21 protein-coding genes are annotated in these 22,139 nt (G+C 45.3%); 8 read left to right on the top strand and 13 right to left on the bottom strand.

Annotated elements, in window-relative coordinates; genetic code table 11:
- Positions 1-35: 35 nt before the first annotated feature.
- Entirely contained in the window at positions 36-953 is a 918-nt protein-coding gene (locus PQG66_RS13890) for a phosphatidate cytidylyltransferase (protein ID WP_272038315.1), read from the top strand.
- A gap of 182 nt (positions 954-1,135) precedes the next feature.
- On the opposite strand, the gene PQG66_RS13885 is transcribed toward PQG66_RS13890, so the two are convergent.
- A complete protein-coding gene (locus tag PQG66_RS13885) occupies positions 1,136-1,714 on the bottom strand; it encodes a hypothetical protein (protein ID WP_272038314.1) in 579 nt (192 codons plus the stop codon).
- A gap of 255 nt (positions 1,715-1,969) precedes the next feature.
- Between PQG66_RS13885 and PQG66_RS13880 the strand changes: the two genes are divergently transcribed.
- The 3 genes from PQG66_RS13880 (at position 1,970) to PQG66_RS13870 (ending at position 3,848) form a co-directional block, all read left to right on the top strand.
- The gene (locus PQG66_RS13880; protein WP_272038313.1) at positions 1,970-3,022 is read left to right on the top strand and encodes a bifunctional transcriptional activator/DNA repair enzyme AdaA; all 1,053 of its coding nucleotides are present in this window, start codon (positions 1,970-1,972) and stop codon (positions 3,020-3,022) included.
- A gap of 39 nt (positions 3,023-3,061) precedes the next feature.
- Complete coding sequence (locus PQG66_RS13875) at positions 3,062-3,223, top strand: isocitrate lyase/phosphoenolpyruvate mutase family protein (RefSeq protein ID WP_334220786.1); 162 nt, start codon at positions 3,062-3,064, stop codon at positions 3,221-3,223.
- 103 nt (positions 3,224-3,326) lie between these two features.
- Entirely contained in the window at positions 3,327-3,848 is a 522-nt protein-coding gene (locus tag PQG66_RS13870; RefSeq protein WP_272038312.1) for a hypothetical protein, read from the top strand.
- A 123-nt stretch (positions 3,849-3,971) separates the two neighbouring features.
- Here the strand turns inward: PQG66_RS13870 and PQG66_RS13865 are convergent, their stop codons facing one another.
- From PQG66_RS13865 to PQG66_RS13835, 7 genes are all read right to left on the bottom strand, one after another.
- Positions 3,972-4,670: a hypothetical protein gene (locus tag PQG66_RS13865; protein ID WP_272038311.1), complete on the bottom strand. Its 699-nt coding sequence runs from the start codon at positions 4,668-4,670 to the stop codon at positions 3,972-3,974.
- Entirely contained in the window at positions 4,667-5,548 is an 882-nt protein-coding gene (locus PQG66_RS13860; RefSeq protein ID WP_272038310.1) for an ATP-binding cassette domain-containing protein, read from the bottom strand. The genes PQG66_RS13865 and PQG66_RS13860 overlap by 4 nt, the downstream gene beginning before the upstream one ends.
- Positions 5,545-5,925: a GntR family transcriptional regulator gene (locus PQG66_RS13855; protein WP_272038308.1), complete on the bottom strand. Its 381-nt coding sequence runs from the start codon at positions 5,923-5,925 to the stop codon at positions 5,545-5,547. Before PQG66_RS13855 ends, PQG66_RS13860 begins: the two co-directional genes overlap by 4 nt.
- A 153-nt stretch (positions 5,926-6,078) precedes the next feature.
- On the bottom strand, positions 6,079-6,249 hold the full coding sequence (locus PQG66_RS13850; protein ID WP_272038306.1) for an aspartyl-phosphate phosphatase Spo0E family protein: 171 nt from the start codon (positions 6,247-6,249) through the stop codon (positions 6,079-6,081).
- Between the two features lie 264 nt (positions 6,250-6,513).
- A complete protein-coding gene (locus PQG66_RS13845; RefSeq protein ID WP_272038305.1) occupies positions 6,514-7,896 on the bottom strand; it encodes a helix-turn-helix domain-containing protein in 1,383 nt (460 codons plus the stop codon).
- 310 nt (positions 7,897-8,206) lie between these two features.
- Positions 8,207-9,124 carry an aldo/keto reductase gene (locus tag PQG66_RS13840; RefSeq protein ID WP_272038304.1) on the bottom strand — a complete coding sequence of 306 codons (918 nt, stop codon included), beginning with the start codon at positions 9,122-9,124 and terminating at the stop codon, positions 8,207-8,209.
- 193 nt (positions 9,125-9,317) lie between these two features.
- Positions 9,318-10,208 (bottom strand): diacylglycerol/lipid kinase family protein, encoded by an 891-nt coding sequence (locus PQG66_RS13835; RefSeq protein ID WP_272038303.1) that lies wholly within the window; start codon positions 10,206-10,208, stop codon positions 9,318-9,320.
- A 319-nt stretch (positions 10,209-10,527) separates the two neighbouring features.
- Here PQG66_RS13835 and PQG66_RS13830 point away from each other — a divergent pair, with 319 nt between their 5' ends.
- The gene (locus PQG66_RS13830) at positions 10,528-12,048 is read left to right on the top strand and encodes a leucine-rich repeat domain-containing protein (protein WP_272038302.1); all 1,521 of its coding nucleotides are present in this window, start codon (positions 10,528-10,530) and stop codon (positions 12,046-12,048) included.
- Positions 12,049-12,238: 190 nt separating this feature from the next.
- The gene (locus PQG66_RS13825) at positions 12,239-13,579 is read left to right on the top strand and encodes a glycoside hydrolase family 30 protein (protein WP_272038301.1); all 1,341 of its coding nucleotides are present in this window, start codon (positions 12,239-12,241) and stop codon (positions 13,577-13,579) included.
- A gap of 201 nt (positions 13,580-13,780) precedes the next feature.
- Here PQG66_RS13825 and PQG66_RS13820 read toward each other — a convergent pair whose 3' ends face one another.
- A complete protein-coding gene (locus PQG66_RS13820) occupies positions 13,781-14,743 on the bottom strand; it encodes an endo-1,4-beta-xylanase (protein WP_272038300.1) in 963 nt (320 codons plus the stop codon).
- 479 nt (positions 14,744-15,222) lie between these two features.
- On the opposite strand from PQG66_RS13820, the gene PQG66_RS13815 reads away from it, so the two are divergent.
- Positions 15,223-16,671: a DEAD/DEAH box helicase gene (locus tag PQG66_RS13815; RefSeq protein ID WP_272038299.1), complete on the top strand. Its 1,449-nt coding sequence runs from the start codon at positions 15,223-15,225 to the stop codon at positions 16,669-16,671.
- A 278-nt stretch (positions 16,672-16,949) separates the two neighbouring features.
- Here PQG66_RS13815 and PQG66_RS13810 read toward each other — a convergent pair whose 3' ends face one another.
- From PQG66_RS13810 to PQG66_RS13800, 3 genes are all read right to left on the bottom strand, one after another.
- Entirely contained in the window at positions 16,950-17,726 is a 777-nt protein-coding gene (locus PQG66_RS13810) for an SDR family NAD(P)-dependent oxidoreductase (protein ID WP_272038298.1), read from the bottom strand.
- A 166-nt stretch (positions 17,727-17,892) separates the two neighbouring features.
- Entirely contained in the window at positions 17,893-18,483 is a 591-nt protein-coding gene (locus PQG66_RS13805) for a hypothetical protein (RefSeq protein WP_272038297.1), read from the bottom strand.
- A gap of 134 nt (positions 18,484-18,617) precedes the next feature.
- Positions 18,618-19,934: a sensor histidine kinase gene (locus PQG66_RS13800; RefSeq protein ID WP_272038296.1), complete on the bottom strand. Its 1,317-nt coding sequence runs from the start codon at positions 19,932-19,934 to the stop codon at positions 18,618-18,620.
- A gap of 406 nt (positions 19,935-20,340) precedes the next feature.
- On the opposite strand from PQG66_RS13800, the gene PQG66_RS13795 reads away from it, so the two are divergent.
- Positions 20,341-20,838, top strand: coding sequence for a DinB family protein (locus tag PQG66_RS13795; RefSeq protein WP_272038295.1), 498 nt, complete (start codon positions 20,341-20,343; stop codon positions 20,836-20,838).
- Between the two features lie 287 nt (positions 20,839-21,125).
- On the opposite strand, the gene PQG66_RS13790 is transcribed toward PQG66_RS13795, so the two are convergent.
- A complete protein-coding gene (locus PQG66_RS13790) occupies positions 21,126-22,106 on the bottom strand; it encodes an SMI1/KNR4 family protein (protein WP_272038294.1) in 981 nt (326 codons plus the stop codon).
- Between the last annotated feature and the right edge of the window lie 33 nt (positions 22,107-22,139).

Genomic DNA, 22,139 nt, shown 5'->3' with positions numbered 1-22,139 from the left:
GGAATGTCACAATGAATAAGCAGGTGATCTCATACATGAGCAGTTCCCTATTCACACTAACCCTGATCTTTGCAGCCTTACTTGTTATTCATATTGTGTATAAAGTAATTGCTAGACTGCAACCAGATAAGGATTATTCGGGCATCGGAACCAAAATCAAAACCTGGTGGGGCATGCTGGTTATCTTTTGCCTCGCTACCTTGTTTAACCCTATTGTTTCTCTAATCTCACTCATGGTGCTTGCTTTTTTCTCACTGAAAGAGTATTTCTCCATGATCCGCAACACACGCAAGGCCGACCGCCGTCTGTTTCTATGGGCATATCTTGCGATTCCCGTGCAGTTTTACTGGATTTACATTGGATGGTATGGCATGTTTATCGTCTTTATTCCACTCTATGTATTTCTGTTCTTACCCATGCCGCGACTAATCAACAAAGGAACTATCGGCTTCCTGCGCAGTGTCAGCTCCACACAGTGGGGCCTCATGCTGATGGTATTTGGACTTAGCCATCTGGCTTATTTCCCATTTGCCACGCCAGAGTACGGGTCGAAGCTGGTACTCTTTCTTGTCGTGTTAACGCAGCTTAATGATGTGGTGCACTATCTGATATCTCTATATTGGGGCAAACGAAAGGTGGTGCCTACAGCGAATCCTTTTCTCACATGGGAAGGGTTTGTGTGTGCATTCCTTGTCACGACGGCCGCCTCCTATTTCATTCATCCTTACTTAACGCCTTTTGATTGGCCATTCTCGTTGTTCATTGGGGCATTGATCAGCCTTGCCGGATTCTTCGGTAGCCTCACCGTGTCCGTGCTGAAACGTGATCTGCTCATCGGGGATGACAACAAATCGGACGCACTTAAAGAGAGTTATCTCAGCCGGGTGGATAGTCTTACCTATACCTCGCCAGTCATGTTCCACGTGGTTCGTTATTTCTTTGAATTTATGTAGGAGCGCCAGAGCAGCTATCTTAGACAAATGACCTCCACAGAAGTAGTGATGCAAAAATGCATACCCAAAAAGCAGCCCAAAAGGCTGCTTTTCCTGTTTTATTTTTAACTATATTCTCAACTGTACTTTCAACCGTACAAAGATGGTGTATGTGGCTCCCCGCCTCCTGAAGAGCACTGTGTTTATTTCAACTTGATTTCCTTCTCGGACATTAGCATGTTACCCTCATCATTGGTGAATACAAACGTGGCTTTCCCGCGTTCACCCTTCATCTCGTCCGAATAGATAAAGCCTGAGAACTGACCATTGCCGCTAAAATAAAAGCCGTCCTCTCCGTTCGCACCATGCTCGATCGCTTCCTGTAAAGAATTCACAATCGTCACTGTGTTTGATGTCCATTGCATTTCCGTTAAGGTATACCCATCAGGTACGTTTTTGATCGCAAAATCAAAGCTGTTGCCCTCGATCGGTTTATCCGATTGATCAATAACAATGTCAATCTCCTTGGACGATGCCGAAGAAGTAGACTGCTTCTCCATCTTGCTTTCCTCATCATTTGCGTTATTCTGATCATTGTTGTTCTTAGCCTCGGCATTAGGCACAGAATCTTGTCCAGCTTCTTCGATGGGTTGCTTGGACTGCGGATATGCATGTTCCTGAACAGACTCTTTATTATTTTTGGCGCCACAGGCGCTAATGGTAAGGAGCATACACAACACCGCCGTATACCATACAGATTTCCTGATTACCGCTTCATTCATACTACATCTTCTCCCTTCAATCTTCTTGCACCATTCTCTTGCACGACTTCGAAGTAAACCTTATTCATCACTACACGATATCGTCCCTCATGAAGCTCCATAATATGTAAATTAGTTTAAAATTAAGACTGTCACTGTTATTCTTGATCCCTTCATAATCAGAATCGATGCCTGATTTTCGGCGATGGAATGTGTAATCCTCACCTATAATAGGAGGTAAGATAATGACTCTACTGAAGTAAGGACGTGCGACTTATGATCTCTCCAGATCTAAAGGAACAATATTATCAGGCGCTGGTAGCCAAAGATTCAGAATACGAAGGTATATTTTATGTAGGGGTCAAAACAACGGGAGTATTCTGCCGTCCGACCTGCCCGGCGCGGAAACCCAAATTTGAGAACTGCGAGTTTTACGAAACCGCTCAGCAAGCCCTGCTTGCCTCATTCCGCCCTTGTCAGCGGTGCCGGCCTTTATCTCATCCCAATCATGTTTCGGACGTGGTTCGCATGCTGGTGGAGGCTGTCGAGAAGGAGCCCGAAAAACGCTGGAAGGGCCAGGACTTTCGGGCATTATCTATTGATGAATCTACGGCTCGTCGTCAGTTCAAAAAAAGATTTGGCATGACCTTTGTTGAGTACGCACGGGCCCGACGAATGGGACTAGCTCTAAAACATATTCGTTCAGGACGCACCGTCATTGATAGCCAGCTCTCGACCGGATATGAATCCAGCAGTGGATTTCGAGATGCCTTTTCGCGGATTATGGGGGCTGCACCTACACATGTAGATGAGGAACGAATACTGAAGGCAGCTTGGATTGACACCCGCCTTGGCCCCATGATGGCTGTTGCCGACGAGAAGGCCTTATATTTACTTGAATTCGTTGACCGCAGAGGGCTGGAACGCGAAGTGGAGCGCCTGCGTAAGAGGACCAAATCTTCGATTGTACCTGGTATAACACCACCGATCCAATCCATAGAACGGGAGTTAACTGAATATTTCGACGGCAAAAGAACAGCGTTCGACACAGCGTTGTTCTGTTTAGGAACACCATTTCAAAAACAAGTCTGGGAAGCACTATTAGCCATTCCAGCTGGAGAAACGAGATCCTATCAAGAGATCGCGAGCATTGTTGGAAAACCGTCTGCTTGCCGAGCAGTAGCACAAGCCAATGGAACCAATCAACTGGCCATTGTCATCCCATGTCACCGTGTAATTAATGCAAGTGGTGAATTAGGCGGTTATGGAGGCGGATTAACACGTAAAAATTGGCTACTTCAGCATGAGAAGCAGGTTTCTTTACAGTAAGATTTACAGCATCAGCGTCATTTTATTTTATAAAGGAACCTGGAACGTATTATCAGGAGTGAGAATTTGCCTGTAACCGTCGATATAGAGGGAGGGCATGGCAGGTCTGTGTCAGAAGTGAAGGAAAATGTATCCCGGATTATAGAGCTTGGAGCTGTAGGCATCAATATTGAAGATCAACGTTTATTCACAGGATCATAAGGGTCATGATAAAGAGGTGCGTTCGTACCACGTCATGGACAGGATGTTTCCAGACTTCACCTGTGGTATAATCCCACTACCTAACTAGTAACAGGAGGCACATATGCTTAACGTTGAACGAAAGCTTGAAATTCTGGAATCTTACCCTCAGCTACAACGCAAAAATGTTTCTCTAGGGCGTGTGAATTTCCACTACGAAGACAGTGCCTATGAGAAAAAGATTGTGGCACTCCATATTCATCCGAACGGTAACGGTTATATCTATGCAGGACTCTTGCCGAACTACGAGACGGACGCCAAAGGGTTCGTTAACATCCGTGATTATTCTGAGGCCGATCTACGCACATTGCTGGATGCAACGATTGAAGCCATGTCCCACAACCCAGACGCAGCTGATGTGGTTGAGCAAGTTCCGGCCGAGAAGAAATCGGTTCCCGTTACACTTTCTTCGGGAGGCGGAATCTGGATCAATGACGAGGGACACACCCTCACATTAAAATATGATAATGACATGTGGTGTGTGTATGCCGGTCAGGAGCTGGAGATGGCTTTTGAATCACGTGGCGAAGCTGGTGAATATCTTCAAGAAGAAGGTTTCAGACCGCAAGGACAAGCTCAGGCATAACACAACAATACAAAAACACGAGGCGAGTTTCTCCCTCGTGTTTTTTCACTACTGAATATGCTGTCCTTATCACGATCTGACCACTTTGCATTTTTTTATGAAAGAACCTTAACTGGATTATGCTTAGCCTTTGCTGCTTTTTCGTACAAGCGGCGCATGTTTCATCATGGGATAGGTTGACAGAAGCAGTGCTCCACCGATCAAGCCTAGAACGGTAAACAGGAGCAGCATATCTACCTTAGTGATCCACCCCAATAATTCAATTAGATCAGTGAATACTGTCACCAGCGACATCACAAGACCCAAGCCAAACAATAGAATCAGGAAGTTACGCATCCCCAGCCGAATCCAGCAAACGGTTAAGAAAACGGACAGACCGAGAACCAAAAAACCAAGCATCAGATCAATCCACAAGTAAGAAAATATACGATATTGGGAGGAATATAGCATCCCGGGTTGAAACAATGTAACCCCTAACCCTCCTCTTGTGTTCAGCAGATGAACGATCAGATAGATGGTATGCAAAATGACCATGGTACCAGCCACCATGCAGGCCCCCATCATATAAAATGATTTCATGAACTGAATTCGAGTACTGCCCAACCCAATGGCTACCGGGTAGAGTGTAATCAGACCTGCAACAGCAAAAGCACATATCCCTCCATACATGGGTCCTAATAACTGTGAGGAATAACTTACATTAAATAATAGGCTAATGGCGATATATATCGCTGTCAGTCCAAGAGCAATAGAAGTAAAGATGGTCAGATATAGACGCATGTCATCTAACATCAGTCGATTCGTTCCTTTTACTGCATTCATACACTCACCTCCTCTTGCTTCCGAGTGACATTCACCAGATAATCCTGTAGCGATGCTCTGTCAATAGAAAGCCCGTGATCCTTCGCCTTAGTCGTCCATTCCTGTGAATACACGTCATCGATCAACACTTTGCTGGTCGTGCCTATACGAGTAGTATCGATAATACGGGCACCTTGTGACGCTTGTTCCACATCTCGATTAGACCCTGTTAGGAGAATTCCTCGTTCGCGCATCTCATCCATAGGATGATGGTATAACAACTTCCCTTGATGAACTACGATCAGCGTTTCACACAAAGGCTGTACTTCTTCAATATGATGCGTCGATATCAGCATCAAACGTGGATTATTTTCATACGTTTCGAGTAAGGATTCGTAGAACAGTTTTCGTTTCTCGGCATCCAGTCCGTTCGTGGGTTCATCCATAATCGTTACACTTGCGTTACTGCATAGACCCAAAATAATCTGGGCGGCTGTCTTCATGCCTTTGGAGTATTTGCTGATTTTATTTTTGGAGGGTAGCTCGAACAGGTCGATGAGACGCTTGGCAAGCTGCTGATCCCATTTAGAATGGAAATGTGAACCGATGGCAACCAGATCATGAATGGTCCAGTTTCTGCCAAGTGGATGATTCTCTTGGATGTAGCATAGATGCCCCTGAGCGGACAGATTATTATACGGGTTCTGACCCATAATCTGAACGGTTCCACGATCAGGTCGGTTGTGTCCTGCGAGCAGACTCATCAGTGTTGTTTTTCCAGCACCATTCCTTCCCCAGATAGCCCCAATCACAGGCTCACTCTCATGCAGATCGATCTCGTTGAGTATAGCGGGGGTATTCTTCTGATAACTATAACTTACCTGATCCATACGAATCATAGTTCACTCTCCTTATCCTTCTTGCCTCGGATTAGATCAATAATCATATCCTCATCCATACGAATGCGTCTGGCTTCTTCAAGTAAAGGCTTGATATATTCTTCGTAAAAATGCTGTCTCCGTTCAACAAGCAACGCTTCTCTGGCTCCTTTGGCAACAAACATGCCTACACCTCGCTGTTTATAGATAATGCCTTTGTCCACCAACTCCTGTAGCCCCTTTCGTGCTGTAGCCGGATTAATATTATAAAAGCGAGACAACTCATTCGTTGAGGGTACCTGTTCCTCCACCCTTAATCTACCTTCCACAATATCATCCATGATCATCATGGCGATCTGATGAAAAATAGGTTGCGATTCATCTAAAGTCGATTTCATCTGTTTCCAACTTTCTTACATAATGATAATGGATATGCTTTTGAATTCACGTGAGTTCGTTTGAGTTAGTCGGCGGTCAGTTAGTTGGTTGATTGGTTGGTTACTCATGTAACTAACTATAATACACAAAAACGTCATTGTAAATAGACTATTTTAATTCATCCATTTCTTCACTTGTGTCCGGTTATATTGATTCAGGAGGTCATCTAGTGCTACAGAATGTCGGATCACTTCAGGATGAAGCAGACTACCGTATTGTAATTGTACCTGATGCAGCTGCTGTCTGGCGTCCTCAATCTGTGTTCTCAGTTCCAACCGATCCATGACTCCCCCTCCTTTTGTCATATTTTAGCTGATTATGCCAATCGATAGTTGAGCGAAGATATGACAGATGTATTTTATTGCAAAAAAAAGAACGCTTCTGAGTCAATCAGAAGCGTTCCGGGGTTCAGGCTTATGCCCCTGAACCTTATTTCGTATCGCATTTACGTTCCAAATCCGTGATCATTAGGTTTCATAATTTCAAGGTTGGGATTCTGGGTGTCTGGGACAGGTTGCGCAATAGGGGACGTGATGGATACAACGATACTACATGTAGCTATCAACAAAGTCAACTTTCTCTTCATTGAGTTTCTGCACCTCACTAATGATCATTTTGTATTCCTGTTTCGCCGTCTCTGGTGCGAATTCCCTGTATTGCTCAAACAGTCCGACTCCTCTTAGCATACCTCGTCCACTGCTAATTTCAATAGCAAATTTTAAACTATCTAACACAAATCTGATACCTAAATGATACTCATTTTTCCTTAAATAATATGCTCCCAGATCCAATAATAGTCGTAAATATCGATCATCCGTCACCTGTCTGCTGACTTTACCAATTCGATTGCTTTGCTCTTGATATACAAAATAGGATTGGTAATCCCGCAGAACATGATCAATATTCTGATGATATTGAAGAGCTGCCTTCACGATATCACATAGTGCCGGGAAAATTTCATTCTCTTTGGTTGATATATAGTCCAAATAATCAGGTAACACCTCAAACTGTCCAGCCATTAATTGATAAATATATCGGTTAGCTACAGCCCATTCTTGAAACTGGTTCATGACCACTCTTTCTTCTTCATTAGGATCTTTAACCCAGCTATGATCTGCATATAGAGCAACATACTCAAGTGCTTTATGATAATCCTTCTGATGATAATATGCGCTTCCCGAAGCAAGATAAGAATACAGGATATAAAAAATGATCGGTCTTTTGGTCTCTTCCTGCTTCCTTCTGCCATTCAGTTCATAATGGACTGTCGCTTTAATTTTTAATTTCTCGGACAACTCCTGTACTTTATTCCATCTATGCAAAGCTCCAAATGCATTAATTAGTTCATTCAGTGCATCCAGTTGATAACGCTCATCCAGTCGATCCACGTAGTATTCAAACTGTGCTGCAATAATCACATTACGTTGCTGATCATTCGTCAGCCCGAGCTTGAAAAGACGGTACTGACAGAGGGCAAGCCGCTCGGAATGCTGCATCTTCTCGCTTTCGGCGATCGTTTCATATAGAAGGGTTGCTGGTTTCCTTTTGCCAGCATGGTAAAACTCTTCGGCCACCTCGAATAACAACGGGATATACGACAAATTATCCATCATCAGACGAACAACCTGTTCGATGCAGTCGAGTTTATCTAATTCGGCACATCGATGCAGGAAGGGCCCTAGTCTTCTCCAGTCCGGGGTAGCGTGCACGAAGCACTCATCAATATACAACTCGTAGAAATGGCCCGGTACCAGCTTCATGGCTGATGTAATACGGTCCAACTGCTGCATGGAGATAGGTCGATTTTTATTCAATATATTACTAAGTGTGCCAGAATTAATTCCTGACAACTCGGAAAAAAGACTAATCGACATCTGTTCACTCTTCAGATAACGTTCTAAATGATCGCGTATCGTGGTTGTCGGCTCCAAGGGAACACCACCCTCCAAAATAAAAAACCAAAAACAAGATTGTTAGGATGCAACGTGTATGTAAAAGTAATTATATGTAATCTATACGGTCTTTTCAATAAAACCTTTTCAACAAATTTGTATTAATTACATTTTAATCCTTTTTTAATCAAGAAGGTATGTACCTATATTTTATATCGAAAAGTGTCGATCTCCAAGCCTAAATGTGAACAAATCAAACACGAGCCTGTCCGGCTCGTGTCGATTATCCATCCCTCAGTAGCAACTACAAGATCACTACATTAGAGAGATTCATATCTTTGTGCCTGATTTATGGCAGAACATTACCTGCTGCACGGTAAATCTCATACCATTCAAGGCGAGTCAGGTGAACATCACTTGCTTTCACACAATCTCTGAGACGTTCAATATTCATGGTGCCTGTCACGGGTTGCATCTTAGCAGGGTGACGAAGCAACCATGCAATTGCAATCGTGGTATTGCTCACATCATACTTTGCAGCGATCTCATTGATCTTAGCATTCAATTCCGGAAACTTCTCATTGTCCAGGAAGACACCTTCGAAGAATCCGTATTGGAATGGAGACCACGGCTGAATGGTCATGTCATGCAGACGGCAATAGTCCAAGATACTGCCATCTCTATTCACCGCAGCATCATTCTCCATATTCACGTTGATGCCGCTATCGATCATCGTTGTATTCGTAATACTCATCTGCAGCTGATTAGCTACCAGCGGCTGTTTGACGTATTTTTTTAATAGTTCAATCTGATTCGGATTCTGGTTCGATACGCCGAAGTGACGCACTTTACCCTCACGTTCCAATTGATCGAATGCTTCAGCTACTTCTTCCGGCTCAACTAGCGCATCCGGACGGTGCAGGAGCAACACATCCAAATATTCTGTTCTCAACCGTTGCAGAATGCCATCGACAGAATTCAGGATATGTTCTTTTGAGAAATCAAACATCCCTTTGCGTATACCGCATTTGGATTGAAGAATCAAATTTTCACGGACTTGGGGATTCATCTGCACAGCATCGGCAAAAATCTCCTCACATGCTCCTGTGCCGTAAATATCGGCGTGATCGAAGAAATTCGCTCCCACTTCCATAGCAGAGCGTACGAAATGCTCCGCCTCCTTACTGTCCAATGAATTGATTCGCATACAACCTACAGCAATTACAGGCACATCGAGTGCACTGCTGCCCAGTTTAATGGTTCTCAAGATGTTTCCCCTCCATAATCAAAAATAAAGTGAATTGGCTTGTAACTCTAGCACATACACACTAGTATGTCCATGCCTGCCTTTCGTCTATGATTGTGACACATACCTGCAATCGGTTTCAATAGACTTTCCCCAGATTTATATGGAGAAATGATCCGTTTTTGATCCAGACATCCTGTATTAGCAGAATCAGCTAGGATTTTTCCGGTACGATAACCTTCATATAGCTTGGCAGAACACGAATATCAATGGGGAGAGCTGGCCCTTCCTCTCCATCTACATTCGTGCGAATTGGTTTATCCGAGTGAACATGTACTTCTTTAGCTGTAAAATAGTCCACGTCCTTATGCTCTTTCAAATTGCCAAAGAATAGTGAAGTACCCAGGGTCAAGCTGTTGAGGACACCAATGTTCCGGATCACAAAGCAGTGAATCAGCCCGTCGTCGACCTCCGCATCCGGTGACAGTTTCTCGAATCCTCCGACCGAGTTAGTAAGTGCCGCCAGGAAAAGGGGAGATTCCCCTTCCCACGACTGTCCGTCATATTCAATTCTCAGCATATTGTCGGGTGTACTCACAAGATCCTTCAACCCTTCCTTCATGTAAGCGAAAGCCCCAAGCTTCGACTTTTCCTCTGACGATACCGAGAACAGGGCTTCTGCCAGCGAACCAGCAGCCACTACATTAGCAAAAAGCTGTCCATTCACCGCACCGAGATCAACCCATCGGGTCTGTTCCGAGCGAAGCTGTTCAATCGCTTCATCAGGGTCAAGAGAGATATGTAAGGCCCGCGCAAAATCATTCACCGTTCCGAGGGGAACGATACCCAGAAGGGGCCGATGTTCCTGATCCAACATACCGTTAATCGTTTCATGCAACGTACCATCTCCCCCGATGGAGACTACCAGATCACATCCATCCTTGCAGGCACTCAGGCCGTAATGCGCAGCATCCCCTTCCCCAGCCGTTTCATTAACGACCACCCCGTACTGCTTGGATTCCAGAATAGCCTGGACTTTCGATACGTATTGCTTCGCTCTCTCCTTGCCTGACGACGGGTTGCTAATGATCATTGCCTTCCTCATCGGCACATCTCCTCCACAATTAGCATCTCTACATCTTTAACCCTTTCCCAAAGGGATTGAATATGCCGGATTGGAAATAGCTTGAATTTGGACAAAATGATATATTGAAAATGTACAAGGTAGAGCCATTATCGTATAGAATAAAAGTATACATAGATATGTTACAAAATCATTGTTCCTATTTTTCCAAGATGGGTTAATAACTAGAAGTGCATTGTGCTCTGCATAACCAAATGACGAATTCCAATTGAACTCGGAGGTTACCGGGTTAGAGATATGATCTTATATTAATCATTGTGATCTGGAGGGAAGGCATGTAATGAAGAGAATCACGCTAATTTTATTGATATGTATTCTAAGTCTAGGCACTGCGGGTCAAGCGATGGCTCATATGACTACCGAAACGGAAGAACACCTCATCAAGGATCCGGCACTGGAAGAAGGACTGAAGTTGATTTTGAACATCCCTGTCGATCAATCCCTGACTTCGGCTGACCTGAAGCCTCTTCGTGTGGTGGATCTGAGCAATGCAGGCATTCAGGATCTGTCGGGACTGGAACACGCTACTAACTTGACTCATTTGCGACTGTATGGCAATGAAATTACGGACCTTACTCCTTTAAAACAGTTGACTCAGCTTCGTGAAATTGACGTTCGAAACAATTATGTGACTTCCATCCAACCTCTTGCTGCATTGCATCAACTGGGTCGCCTGTATATTAGTAACAATTCAATCCAATCCATTGAGGCGGTTCGAAAGTTCCACAGATTACATACCTTGCATGCGAGCGGCAACCAGATTTCAAGTCTTGAGGCATTGAAGGAACTGCATTCGCTGAAATGGATCGAACTCGCCAATAACGAGATTAAGGATCTTACTCCCCTTGCGGAACACACACAACTGGAGCAGCTCAATGTAGCGAATAATCAGATTTCTGCCCTTGATGTGCTCACGGATCTACCAAACACACTACGAGAGCTGAATGTTGCAGGTAATCAGATCGCCAGCATTACACCTTTGAGTCACATGACACAACTCCGCACACTGGATATCTCAAGCAACCACATCCAGCAGCTTAGTAGCCTGGCGGCACTGACGGATTTGACCGAATTGAATGCAGAATCCAATCATATATACGATCTGGAGCCTCTGCGTGAGTTAACCCAACTGAACAGCCTAAAGCTGTCCAATAACCGGATATGGGATCTAACCCCGATCTCCGACCTATCGTTCACCCTTGGCAATGGATTGGGCCCAGACAACATCTCTGCATCCACTACCTTGGCAACAGGTGTGCAAGAGACTGTAACGGACACAGAACCCGCCGGTCTTACCGTACACAATAACTACCTGGATGTGTCAAACGGCAGTCATACGATGCATCTGCTCAACCAGATGAATGTGAGGGAGCAGAAACGCACACCTCAGGGCCGTTTTCAGCGCTTGATCGAAGGCTCTAGCACGGCATATGTAGGTGATCGAGCCTACGTACTTGATTCGGTTCCTTTTATTGATGAAGGCCGGACATATGTGCCTCTACGTTTTGTCTCCGAGCAATTGAATGCTCGTGTGAATTGGGACAACGACACGCAGGAAGCTACCATTACACAAGAAGGCAAAACGATTCAGTGGGGTGTGGGTAACAAACAAGTAACGGTTAACGGTGAAATCACGATGAATGATGCTCCGCTGTTGATGAGAGAAGGGATTGCCTATGTCCCGATTCGGTTCATCTCAGAGCAGCTTCATGCAACAGTAGGATATATAGCACGTAGTAAAACGATTCTGATCTTTGAAAATAAACCGCAATATGAGAAGTTTACGATCTCGTCCCCATGATTTTAAAAGTATCTAATGTTTGACTCATCCCCGTCTGAATCTTTGGCGGGGATTTTCTTTCCCCACCACGATAGGGCATCTTGGATAAGGGTAAATATTACACGGATTAGCATATCTGTTTTTGTCGGCGAAGTTGGTATACTGGACGTACTAACCGGATTAACTCAGCAACCGACGAGGAGGACATCATATGTCATTCACATTTAATGGATTTTCCACCACACCTACAGAGCCATGGAATACGATCACCGCTTCACCAACAAATGAAAGCGCTAACCTAAAACTGACAGGTGAGCAGCATCAGCTTGTCGAAGGATTCGGCGGCTGCTTCAACGAGCTTGGATATCTGGCTCTGGCTCACTTAAGTGAAGAGCAACGACACGAAGTATTTCATTCCCTTTTCCATCCGCAGGGAGAACATCGGTTTACGATCTGCCGCCTGCCCATTGGGGCAAGTGATTATGCAGAGCAGTGGTATAGCCATAACGAGGTTGACGGCGATGTGTCTATGAACCATTTTTCCATTGAACGAGATTTCAAATATCTGATTCCTTACATCAAGGAAGCCTTAACGTATAACCCGGAACTGAAATTATTTGCATCACCGTGGAGTCCACCGACCTGGATGAAGTCACCCAAGGCGTACAACTACGGAACACTGCGTTGGGAGAAAGAAATTCTGGAGGCTTACGCGCTATATTTTGTGAAGTTTGTTGAGGCCTACCGCGAGGCAGGTATTACGATTCATCAGGTACATGTTCAAAATGAAGTGATTGCAGATCAGAAATTCCCTTCCTGCATGTGGACAGGTGAGCAGCTACGCGAATTTATCGCCGATTACCTGGGACCTGCTTTCGATAAACATGGTCTGGACACAGAGATTTGGCTCGGAACGATCAATGCCCCAGATCCTTGGGAAGAGCTCATGAAAAAGAAAACAACCGGCTTTGACGAATACGCCGGACTGGTACTTAGTGACCCCAAAGCTTACTCTTACATTAAGGGTGTCGGGTATCAATGGGCAGGCAAACATGCCATTCAGCGTACCGTCGCAAGTTACCCGGAACTGCGTTATATGCAAACGGAGAATGAATGCGGTGACGGTAACAACTCCTGGAATTATGCCAAACATGTATATAATCTCTATCAGCATTATTTCAGCAACGGTGTCAATGCCTATATCTACTGGAATATGGTGTTGGAGCCTAAAGGGCGCAGTACATGGGGTTGGGAGCAAAACTCCATGATCACCGTTGATCCTGCAAGCAAGGATGTGACTCGCAATCCTGAATACTATGTAATGAAGCATTTTGCGCATCATGTAGTGAATGGCGCTCGTCGGCTGGGTCTCTCTGGAGCCTGGAGTGGCAAATCAGTTGCTTTCCGTAACCCGGACAATAGCCTCGTTATTATCGTTAACAATCCGTTCCCGGACGCCCGTGATCTATACCTGAATGTCGCAGAGGGACAAACGGTTCAGGTGAAGCTGGAAGCCGATTCATTCAACAGTATAGTGATTACAGCCAATTAGAGCGGCAATTCAGAACAGTGAGAACCGGAAGTAAAGTCCTGATATATACTAAAAGAGCCTGTCCCATACCATAGCGGACAGACTCTTTTTTTGAGGGGGATAATGCAGATTAACTGATTTTTAACAGATAGAGTGAATCCATTCTGCTTGTGCTTGTACTGAAGTTTATACAAATACCGACTATAAGGTCTCTACCTGGGCTTAAGGATTGTTTGCCATGTAGCTTTTCAACCATTGCATAGCAGGACGCTCTGTACCATTGCTTCTTACCAGATGAGAGCCACTAACCCAAGTTTGGTTTTCATTGTAACCCCACAGCGTAACACCTTTAACAGCCGGGTGTTTCCAGAGTACCGGGAATTTTTGTTGATAACGTTGCAACTGGGTATTGTCATCGCCAGTCATATCCAGCTCGGATACATACACTGGAAGACCTGTTGCTTGCAATTTGTTCAGAACGGTGTTCATCGTGTTCACAGATACATTGTCCATATTGAAGTGGTGCGCTTGAATACCGATGCCATCGACTAGCCCTCTGGCCTTCAGAAGGTTGATGATTTGAATATATTGATCTGCTTTGGCTGGATCACCGATAATGCCGTATTCATTGATCAACAATTTGGAATTCGGGAAGGCTTGTCTCGCTTGCTCGAATGACCAGATTACCCAATCCCAGCCGGTCTGTCCATCTCCACCAATGGCATTGCGGAAGGCTGGCTTCGCATGCAACGGCTCATTGACTACATCCACGAATTCTGATTGGGAGTAACGTTGTCCTGCTGCTTTGATCCATTGAAGCACTTCGTTTCTCTGATCTGTTGCAGAAAGGCCATTAATCCAGTTAGGTGCCTGACTTCCCCAAACAAGGGTGTGGAATTTGAAAGGCATTTTATTGTTTTTCGCATAGTTGTAAGCCATATCTGCCTGGCCCCAGTTCATCACATTACGCGTGCCTTCTACAGCTCCCCATTTGGTGGAGTTCTCTGGCGTTACCTGATTCCAGTACGGACTGAAATTGTTTGGTACCTGGCCAGCTATAATATTCCCCAAGAATTTACTGCCTTTAGCCAATCCGGCACTAACACTGCCCACCGCGACTGACGCAGCCAGCACACCTGCCAGAGCAAGTGTACCTACCGTCTTAAACCATTTGGACTTCAACATAATATTCCTCCTTGGTTAGGTTATTTTATTAAGCGCTTACATAAGATATCATAATGGATAATTTTGGTTTTATACACATATAAATCATACTATTTCCTTTGAAAAGTATACTTTATGTTAGACTCCCCTCTAAGATGACTCACGATTAAAATTACGAAGTGTAACTGTATGTAGATTTGAGATTGTGTAAAAATTTATATATGAGATAGTTCCAGCATCTAAAATAGCGATTGCTTCTCTCTTAACCGTTTCACGTGGAACGTTAGACGGTATGTCTATGTCCTTCTTTTCCTCGATACGATTGAATGCCTATTTATTTACCTCACTCCCCTCTCAGACATCGAGTATAATAGGACAAGTATAGGATGCTAGTACGGTGTAATGCTTATAAGTAAGATCATGGGCCTGTTGCATCATTGCAGAGACACACATCATGTGAGCACAATACAATCCAAACTAAAACGTAAAAGAGGTAAACGATGAATAAGCAACACTTTAAAGATTATGGCCTAGGGGAAGAGATCGTCAGAGCACTGGACAGCCTGGGATACGAAAACCCCACCGAAGTTCAGACCCGTGTCATCCCTGTTGCACTGGAAAACCAGGATCTGGTGGTCAAATCCCAGACTGGTAGCGGCAAAACGGCTGCATATGGCATTCCGATCTGTGAGCTGGTCGATTGGAATGAGAATAAACCACAGGCTCTGATTCTGACACCTACCCGTGAACTGGCCTTGCAAGTCAACGAAGACATCACGAACATTGGTCGTTTTAAGCGTATTAAAGCAACCGCACTGTACGGACAGTCTCCTTTTCACATTCAAAAAGCAGAGCTGAAACAACGAACCCACGTCGCAGTAGGTACACCAGGCCGGGTTCTGGATCATATTGAACGGGGTACGCTGCCGCTGGACCGCATCGCATATCTCGTTATTGACGAAGCGGATGAGATGCTGAACATGGGCTTTATCGAGACAGTACAAGCGATTATTCAGGCACTGCCGCAGAACCGGACAACGATGCTGTTCTCCGCAACGTATCCTGAAGATGTCGCGAAGCTCTCGCGGCAATACATGAACAGCCCTGTAGAGATTGAGATCAAGGCTAGTGGGCTAACTACAGCTACCATTGAACATGCAGTAATTCACACTTCGGAAGTGAACAAAACTGCAGTGCTACAGGACTTGTTTATTACCGAGAACCCGGACAGTTGTATTGTATTTTGCCGCACGCAGGAGAATGTAGATAAGCTGTTTCGAGTGTTGGCTGACCTGGATTATCCAGCAGATCGCATTCATGGGGGCATGGAGCAGGATGAACGCATTGAAGTGATGAACGCCTTCCGGCGCGGACAATTCCGCTATCTGGTCGCCACGGACGTTGCAGCGCGCGGGATTGATATCACCAATATTACACATGTGTTCAACTATGATATCCCTCTTGAAAAAGAAAGCTATGTACACCGTACAGGTCGCACGGGCCGCGCCGGTCTAACAGGCAGAGCCTTCACTTTGGTGACGCCAAAGGATGGCAGACGCCTTGCAGAGATTGAATCCTATATCGGATTCGAAATTCCTGTTGTGAAAGCTCCTTCCGAGGAAGAGGTGGATCGCTGCCGTGAAGCTTTTGAGAAGCGACTCAAGATCGTGCCAGAACGCAAAAAGGACAAGCGCGAACAGTTGAACCAGCAGATTATGAAGCTGAACTTCAACGGAGGTAAGAAGAAGAAGCTTCGTGCAGTCGATTTCGTAGGAACCATTGCCAAGATCGAAGGCGTTAGCGCAGATGATATCGGGATTATTACGATACTAGATAACGTCACCGATGTGGAGATTTTGAATGGTAAGGGCCCTCTCGTACTAGAAGTGATGCAACATACAACGGTGAAGGGCAAACAGCTCAAAGTGCGCAAGGGCCGTAAAAGTTAACAACAGAGCGACGAAAGAAGTTAAATTCACGTCTATGTTGAACGTTGAACCGGACCACACTTGGACCAGAAGCAAAACCAGGGACCGAGACTTGTTGAAAGTCTGCCCCTGGTTTTATTTATTGTAGTATGCGAGTAATACCGCATCCCGTAATCCACCCATTCCAGATTTCACTTGCCCCACGTTCAGATCTCACTCGTAAGTAAGCCGGAGCTATCTCATTTTTTACGCTGTAACAGTCCCAATGCCCCTTCAATTGATGGATACACGTTCCTGCTTTACAAATGCGAGCCACCGCTGGCATCTAGACATTGTCCTGTGACCCAGCGACTATCGGGTGAAGCCAGAAATGCAGCGATGTCCGCCACATCCTCCGGCTCTCCCCAGCGGTTGAAGACAGACAGGCCTGCTGCATAAGCCTGACCTTGCGGGTTGGAGAAAGTCCCTGCATTCATTTCGGTATGAATGATCCCTGGTTGTATTGCGTTCACTCTGATCTGGCGGCTTCCCAGCTCTTTGGCTAGCATCTTCGTGAAGGTATCCATTGCCCCTTTGGTCATGCTATAGGCAAACACCCCAGGGGAAGCTACTCTTGTGACAAAAGAAGAAATATTAATGATACACCCTCCATCCCGAAGCCGCGGAACGGCCTGTTGCGTCACAAATAGCGGAGCCTTCACATTAATGTTCATCACTTCCTCGAAGGATTCTTCTGTCATCTCTTCCAGGCCCAGAATCTGTCCAATGCCGGCGTTATTAACTAAAATATCTAACCTGCCTTCTCGTCCATACTCCTGCACAATCTCATCCACCTTGGCGAATAGGACATGAATCCCATCCAGCGTGCTCAGATCAGCTCGGATCGCCTGTGCTTGCCCGCCATGACTCGTAATATATTGTACAACTTGATCCGCTTCCTCCTGCCGCTGTCCATAGTGCACCAGGACGTATGCTCCCTCTTTAGCCAGACGAATCGCAATGCTGCGACCAATTCCCCTGCTCGCTCCGGTGACTAATGCTAATCGTCCTTCCAGTCTTCGGCTTGCCATGTTCATTCTGCCATCTCCCTTTTACGGACACTAAGTCCCTTGTTATAAGCTACAGGACAGTTATATCATGAGATGAACTGCAGAATCTTGCTCTCTTATTCAGATCAAATAGACCATTGTAAAAAGCCTCCAACCCGGTCTTATTGACCAGATTAGAGGCTTGCAGCTTGAATTATGATGCATTATTTATGATCTCAGTGAATGGCTTCATATCGTACGTATCATCCTGAATACGCCATTCCCCCTCCTCCTGGAGGAAGGTGATATCGCCCCAAAGCGGAATGGATTTATACTCTTTGCCACCCTGATCTGTGAATTTCAGATCGAGTGTATACTCTACTACAATCCAATCACTTTTGTGATCTCTGATTTTGGCCTGTATATTTTCGGGATGTAGCTTCGCTTTTTCAATATGTGCAACCTGAATTGGCAAAGTCATATAACGGTCGATGAAGTATACCTCATAATAACTGGAGGTCAGAAAAGGCTTCGTCTCTTCTCTTATAGCTGACAACCCTGCTTGTGTCAGTGTGGCTTCGTAATCTTTGCCATCCGCCGTGAAATCTTTGGTCTTGAAATCAATCGACATTTCGAGTGCCTGCCGCTGATCCTCTTCTCCAGCTTCGTCCTTGACTACTTCATTCGATTTCTCCGTTGCCAGCGGATTGGTTGGTTTGGACGGATCGGCTGTTTCGGTTGAAGTGCAGCTAGTCATGAGGATCGACAAGATCAGCACAACAATCATGGAACCTAAATTCCGCATGATACCCCCCTTATATATCCTAATTACTATAAATTATCCCTTGAATCCATTAAACTGTCCAGTTTTTGGATGAATTCAATACGGGATTATCGGGATATAACGATATCATCTGCACCATGCTGCGGCTAACCTTATCATCCGAGATCACGATCGATCGTGTCATCGGCAGCCGTTTTTTTCATCAGATTGAACTTGGGAATCATGACACGAAATACAGCCCCCTGTCCTGATGGAGCCGCTTCTACCTGAATCCGCCCTTCCAGCGACTGAACAATATCACGTACATGTGATAGGCCAATACCTGTGGCAGCAATGCCGACTTCGTCGAACTTGGTTGTATAACCGGGCTCGAAGATCACTCCGCGCTTCGCACCAGGTACACCTTTTCCCGAATCTGTTACAACAAAATTCACATGGGCATCCTGCTCAAACACCCTCACTTGAATTACGCCCTCCTGCTCAATCGCCTCCACCGCGTTAGCCAGCAAGTTATTCAAGACGGTCAGCAGTGGGATGTAGTAAGGCGACTCTCCTTCATACTGCTGTTCGACCTCAATCCTGACCTGTTTGTGTAGCATCTCACTGTATTTCCGATTCGTTTTACTCGCAAAATCTACGACTTCAGATAAGCTCATGTTAACGGTATTCTCATTGTCATACAGCTTCAATAACCCCGCTAAAATACGCTGAGAATCTTTCTTCACTTCATGAATCTGCTGAGCAATCCCCAGCGTTCGCTGACTGTATTCGTTCATGTCCTGCTTGCGCAGATCGCGGTACAATTCATAACTATTGGCCGTAATTCCTTCAATCGTATTCATGGCTTTCTTGAGATAAAAGACTTCACCATACAGTCCCGAATTCACATTTAACATTTGCTCCATCCGCTTTTCCTGTTCTGCATGTAAGAGCCGGATCTGTCTGACTGCAAAACTGTTATACAGCCCAATCACAAAATAACTGCGCAGACCTCCCGCAACAAACAGATACAACCATTCGCGCATATAAAAGATGTTAGTTCCAATGAGCAAACCTCGTACCAGCAACTCCACCAGATTGGAGGAAAAATCAATACCCGTAATAATGCCGCCGAGCAGGAGCGGAGGTATTTCGTGAAAACGTTGTTTAATCTTGCTTAGTCCATAGGCAAACACCACGTAGTACAAGCCCGCTCCGAGGTTATCCCGCATGCTCTCCAGCACAGACAAGCTATGTACATGATAAATCAGATCAGTGGACTGGAACGCAAAGCTCGCAAGTCCCGTCAGAATCCCTGTTTTCAAATATGACAAATGAGGCATAATCATCAGCAAAAATAAAAAAATGCTGACCCCGAGTCCGATCCGAAAATAATCCTCCCGAAAGGGATTAATCTTGAACTGTGCTCCTACAGCCGTAGCCAGGGCCACTGCTATCATTTGTACATTCTCGTTTTTGACCCAATTAAGCATCTCACTCCACCTACTATAACAACTTTACACGTTCCATGATCAGTCAGTACTTGTGCTTATAATGTTAAATATACTAACATATGCGATTAACATTAGAAATGATGAATATCGAAAGAGTAGACTTTCTTGTATGCCAGATAGCCTGAAAAAGGATAGCCAGTGGCTTCATTACTTACCTTTATCCACGTCATTTTATATCCTCAGGGTATCCGTCCACCCATGGGATCATACGTGAAACATCCCCTATTAATGATCCAGTATATCCAGCACCCATACACGTTTGAGAAAGAGAAGGACATCTGGCGATCCTCATTTTAAATTTCCTGCAATTAAATTGTATAATAGTAATTGTATATTGGATAAGATGACAGGCTAAGAACTGTTTCCAAAGAGAGGACGATTCCACATGCTAGATGTAAACCAAAGTTTTGCACAAACTCTAGTAAAATCCCTGGTAGGAGAGCGTGGGCATATTCCGATCGCCAAAGCTCTTCCGGATATTGATCTGGAGCTTGCGGGACGCACACATGAAGCTATGCCCTACACCATCTATCAATTGGTGAAACATATGCACTACTGGCAGCAGTTCATGCTGGATCACGTGGAAGGACGTAAGCCACAGATGCCAGCTCATGTGAGTGAAAGCTGGCCCGTAGAGACAGGGCCTAAGGATGAAGCTTCTTGGCAACAGGATATTCAGGCCTTTTTGAGCGGTATTGATCAGGCCATATCCAATGCAGAGACTGCACCATTACATGATCCACTGCTCTATTTTCCGGGGGAAACTATAGGGGGATTACTTCGTAATATTGCTTCACACAACTCGTATCATCTAGGCGAGATTGTACTGCTCCGCCGTTTCTATGGCGCATGGCCGCCACCTGGTGGCGGATATCCTACATAATAACGGACAGAATGATAACCGCCCGAGGCTGCGGGCTTAAGTTTGGAGTTGGAAAGTTAGAAGACATCAGCCATGGAACAATGTCTTAAGCATACGGGCAACATGTACATGGCGCACTCGAACTGATAACAACAAGCCGCAAGGGTCTGCCCCTGCGGCTTGTTATTAGTTGGTTGGTTGGTTGGTTGGTTGGGTTGGTTTACATCATATCTGATCATGTCTGCTTTTTCATTCTCAGCAAGTCGAGTGAAGTGACACGATGACTCATCTCGAAATTAAGTATGATCTTAAACTTCTGGTCGCATCAACCCTTGAACAAAAGCTTCAAAGTTTGGCGCGAGCGTTGTAATCTTACGATCTTCCTTATCTACGTAAACTACCTCGGGCTCCCCATCATTACCGAAGGAACGATAGTCCAGCATGACAACCCCCGCCCTCGAAGGTGTTGTTGCTATGACCACACCAATCTCGGGATAACCATCACGCTCAATGATGGCCCAGCTCCCTTCATCACCGCACAGGGATTTGCTCTTATCGCGGCCGATGCCTAATATCCCCTCAATCTCGACATAGCCGGTTTCTCCCGACTCTGCGTTCGTTACAGGGAAAAAGCGGTTATATGGAATGCCGCCATTATGTTCCTTCATCATCTCAATGTAAGAGGCCGGCAAGCGGAATACCAGCTGCTCCTCCACCGATTCGATCAAACCATCACTTGGTTGATCGGACACATACTGCTCCAGAGCCAGCTCACTGTCATTCCAGAACTCACCAGATACAGGTACTGGCGGATCAACATGCACTACAGGTACAGAGGTGATCACTGCTGATGCTTCTTCGGCTGCTGCCTTTTCCGATTCGCTGTCCCCATGCTCTTCACCAGCTACGTCCTCATCATATTCTTCGTCCTCATCTTCCTCGTCCCTGTTTCGAATCCACTCCAGAAATTCAAGTGTATCCTCATCCCCCGGCTCCAGCTCATCAGATCGCTCAAATGCTTGCTCTGCCTTGTCGTATTGCTCCAAATAATAATAGGCTAGTCCAATCCGGTAATGCCATAGCGGATCATCCGCACCTTCTTGGGCTACGGTCAGAAACTGTTCCACTGCTTCTTCATATCGTTCCAGATTGCTCAGCGCGCGGCCCAGGTGATTCACCAATTCATAATCTCTCTCTTCTACAGGAATCTCCCGCACAGCATTCACAATATTCTCATACTCATCTTGCTCGTGCCACGTTTCCAGTCTTTCCAACAGCTCTTCTCTCATCTGTCCTGCCTCCGTTCCTTCATCTCATCATTA

The organism is Paenibacillus sp. JJ-100, from assembly GCF_948329825.1.
In the GTDB taxonomy this organism is placed as follows: domain Bacteria; phylum Bacillota; class Bacilli; order Paenibacillales; family Paenibacillaceae; genus Paenibacillus.
Note: the sequence above shows the minus strand (reverse complement) of the source record. Positions and strands in the feature narration are given on the sequence as shown.

Coding starts and splice junctions, on each gene's coding strand:
- PQG66_RS13890 (WP_272038315.1), top strand. CDS start 36: ATGAGCAGTTCCCTATTCACACTAACCCTGATCTTTGCAGCCTTACTT.
- PQG66_RS13885 (WP_272038314.1), bottom strand. CDS start 1,714: ATGAATGAAGCGGTAATCAGGAAATCTGTATGGTATACGGCGGTGTTG.
- PQG66_RS13880 (WP_272038313.1), top strand. CDS start 1,970: ATGATCTCTCCAGATCTAAAGGAACAATATTATCAGGCGCTGGTAGCC.
- PQG66_RS13870 (WP_272038312.1), top strand. CDS start 3,327: ATGCTTAACGTTGAACGAAAGCTTGAAATTCTGGAATCTTACCCTCAG.
- PQG66_RS13865 (WP_272038311.1), bottom strand. CDS start 4,670: ATGAATGCAGTAAAAGGAACGAATCGACTGATGTTAGATGACATGCGT.
- PQG66_RS13860 (WP_272038310.1), bottom strand. CDS start 5,548: ATGATTCGTATGGATCAGGTAAGTTATAGTTATCAGAAGAATACCCCC.
- PQG66_RS13855 (WP_272038308.1), bottom strand. CDS start 5,925: ATGAAATCGACTTTAGATGAATCGCAACCTATTTTTCATCAGATCGCC.
- PQG66_RS13850 (WP_272038306.1), bottom strand. CDS start 6,249: ATGGATCGGTTGGAACTGAGAACACAGATTGAGGACGCCAGACAGCAG.
- PQG66_RS13835 (WP_272038303.1), bottom strand. CDS start 10,208: ATGAGGAAGGCAATGATCATTAGCAACCCGTCGTCAGGCAAGGAGAGA.
- PQG66_RS13830 (WP_272038302.1), top strand. CDS start 10,528: ATGAAGAGAATCACGCTAATTTTATTGATATGTATTCTAAGTCTAGGC.
- PQG66_RS13825 (WP_272038301.1), top strand. CDS start 12,239: ATGTCATTCACATTTAATGGATTTTCCACCACACCTACAGAGCCATGG.
- PQG66_RS13820 (WP_272038300.1), bottom strand. CDS start 14,743: ATGTTGAAGTCCAAATGGTTTAAGACGGTAGGTACACTTGCTCTGGCA.
- PQG66_RS13815 (WP_272038299.1), top strand. CDS start 15,223: ATGAATAAGCAACACTTTAAAGATTATGGCCTAGGGGAAGAGATCGTC.
- PQG66_RS13810 (WP_272038298.1), bottom strand. CDS start 17,726: ATGAACATGGCAAGCCGAAGACTGGAAGGACGATTAGCATTAGTCACC.
- PQG66_RS13805 (WP_272038297.1), bottom strand. CDS start 18,483: ATGCGGAATTTAGGTTCCATGATTGTTGTGCTGATCTTGTCGATCCTC.
- PQG66_RS13800 (WP_272038296.1), bottom strand. CDS start 19,934: ATGCTTAATTGGGTCAAAAACGAGAATGTACAAATGATAGCAGTGGCC.
- PQG66_RS13795 (WP_272038295.1), top strand. CDS start 20,341: ATGCTAGATGTAAACCAAAGTTTTGCACAAACTCTAGTAAAATCCCTG.
- PQG66_RS13790 (WP_272038294.1), bottom strand. CDS start 22,106: ATGAGAGAAGAGCTGTTGGAAAGACTGGAAACGTGGCACGAGCAAGAT.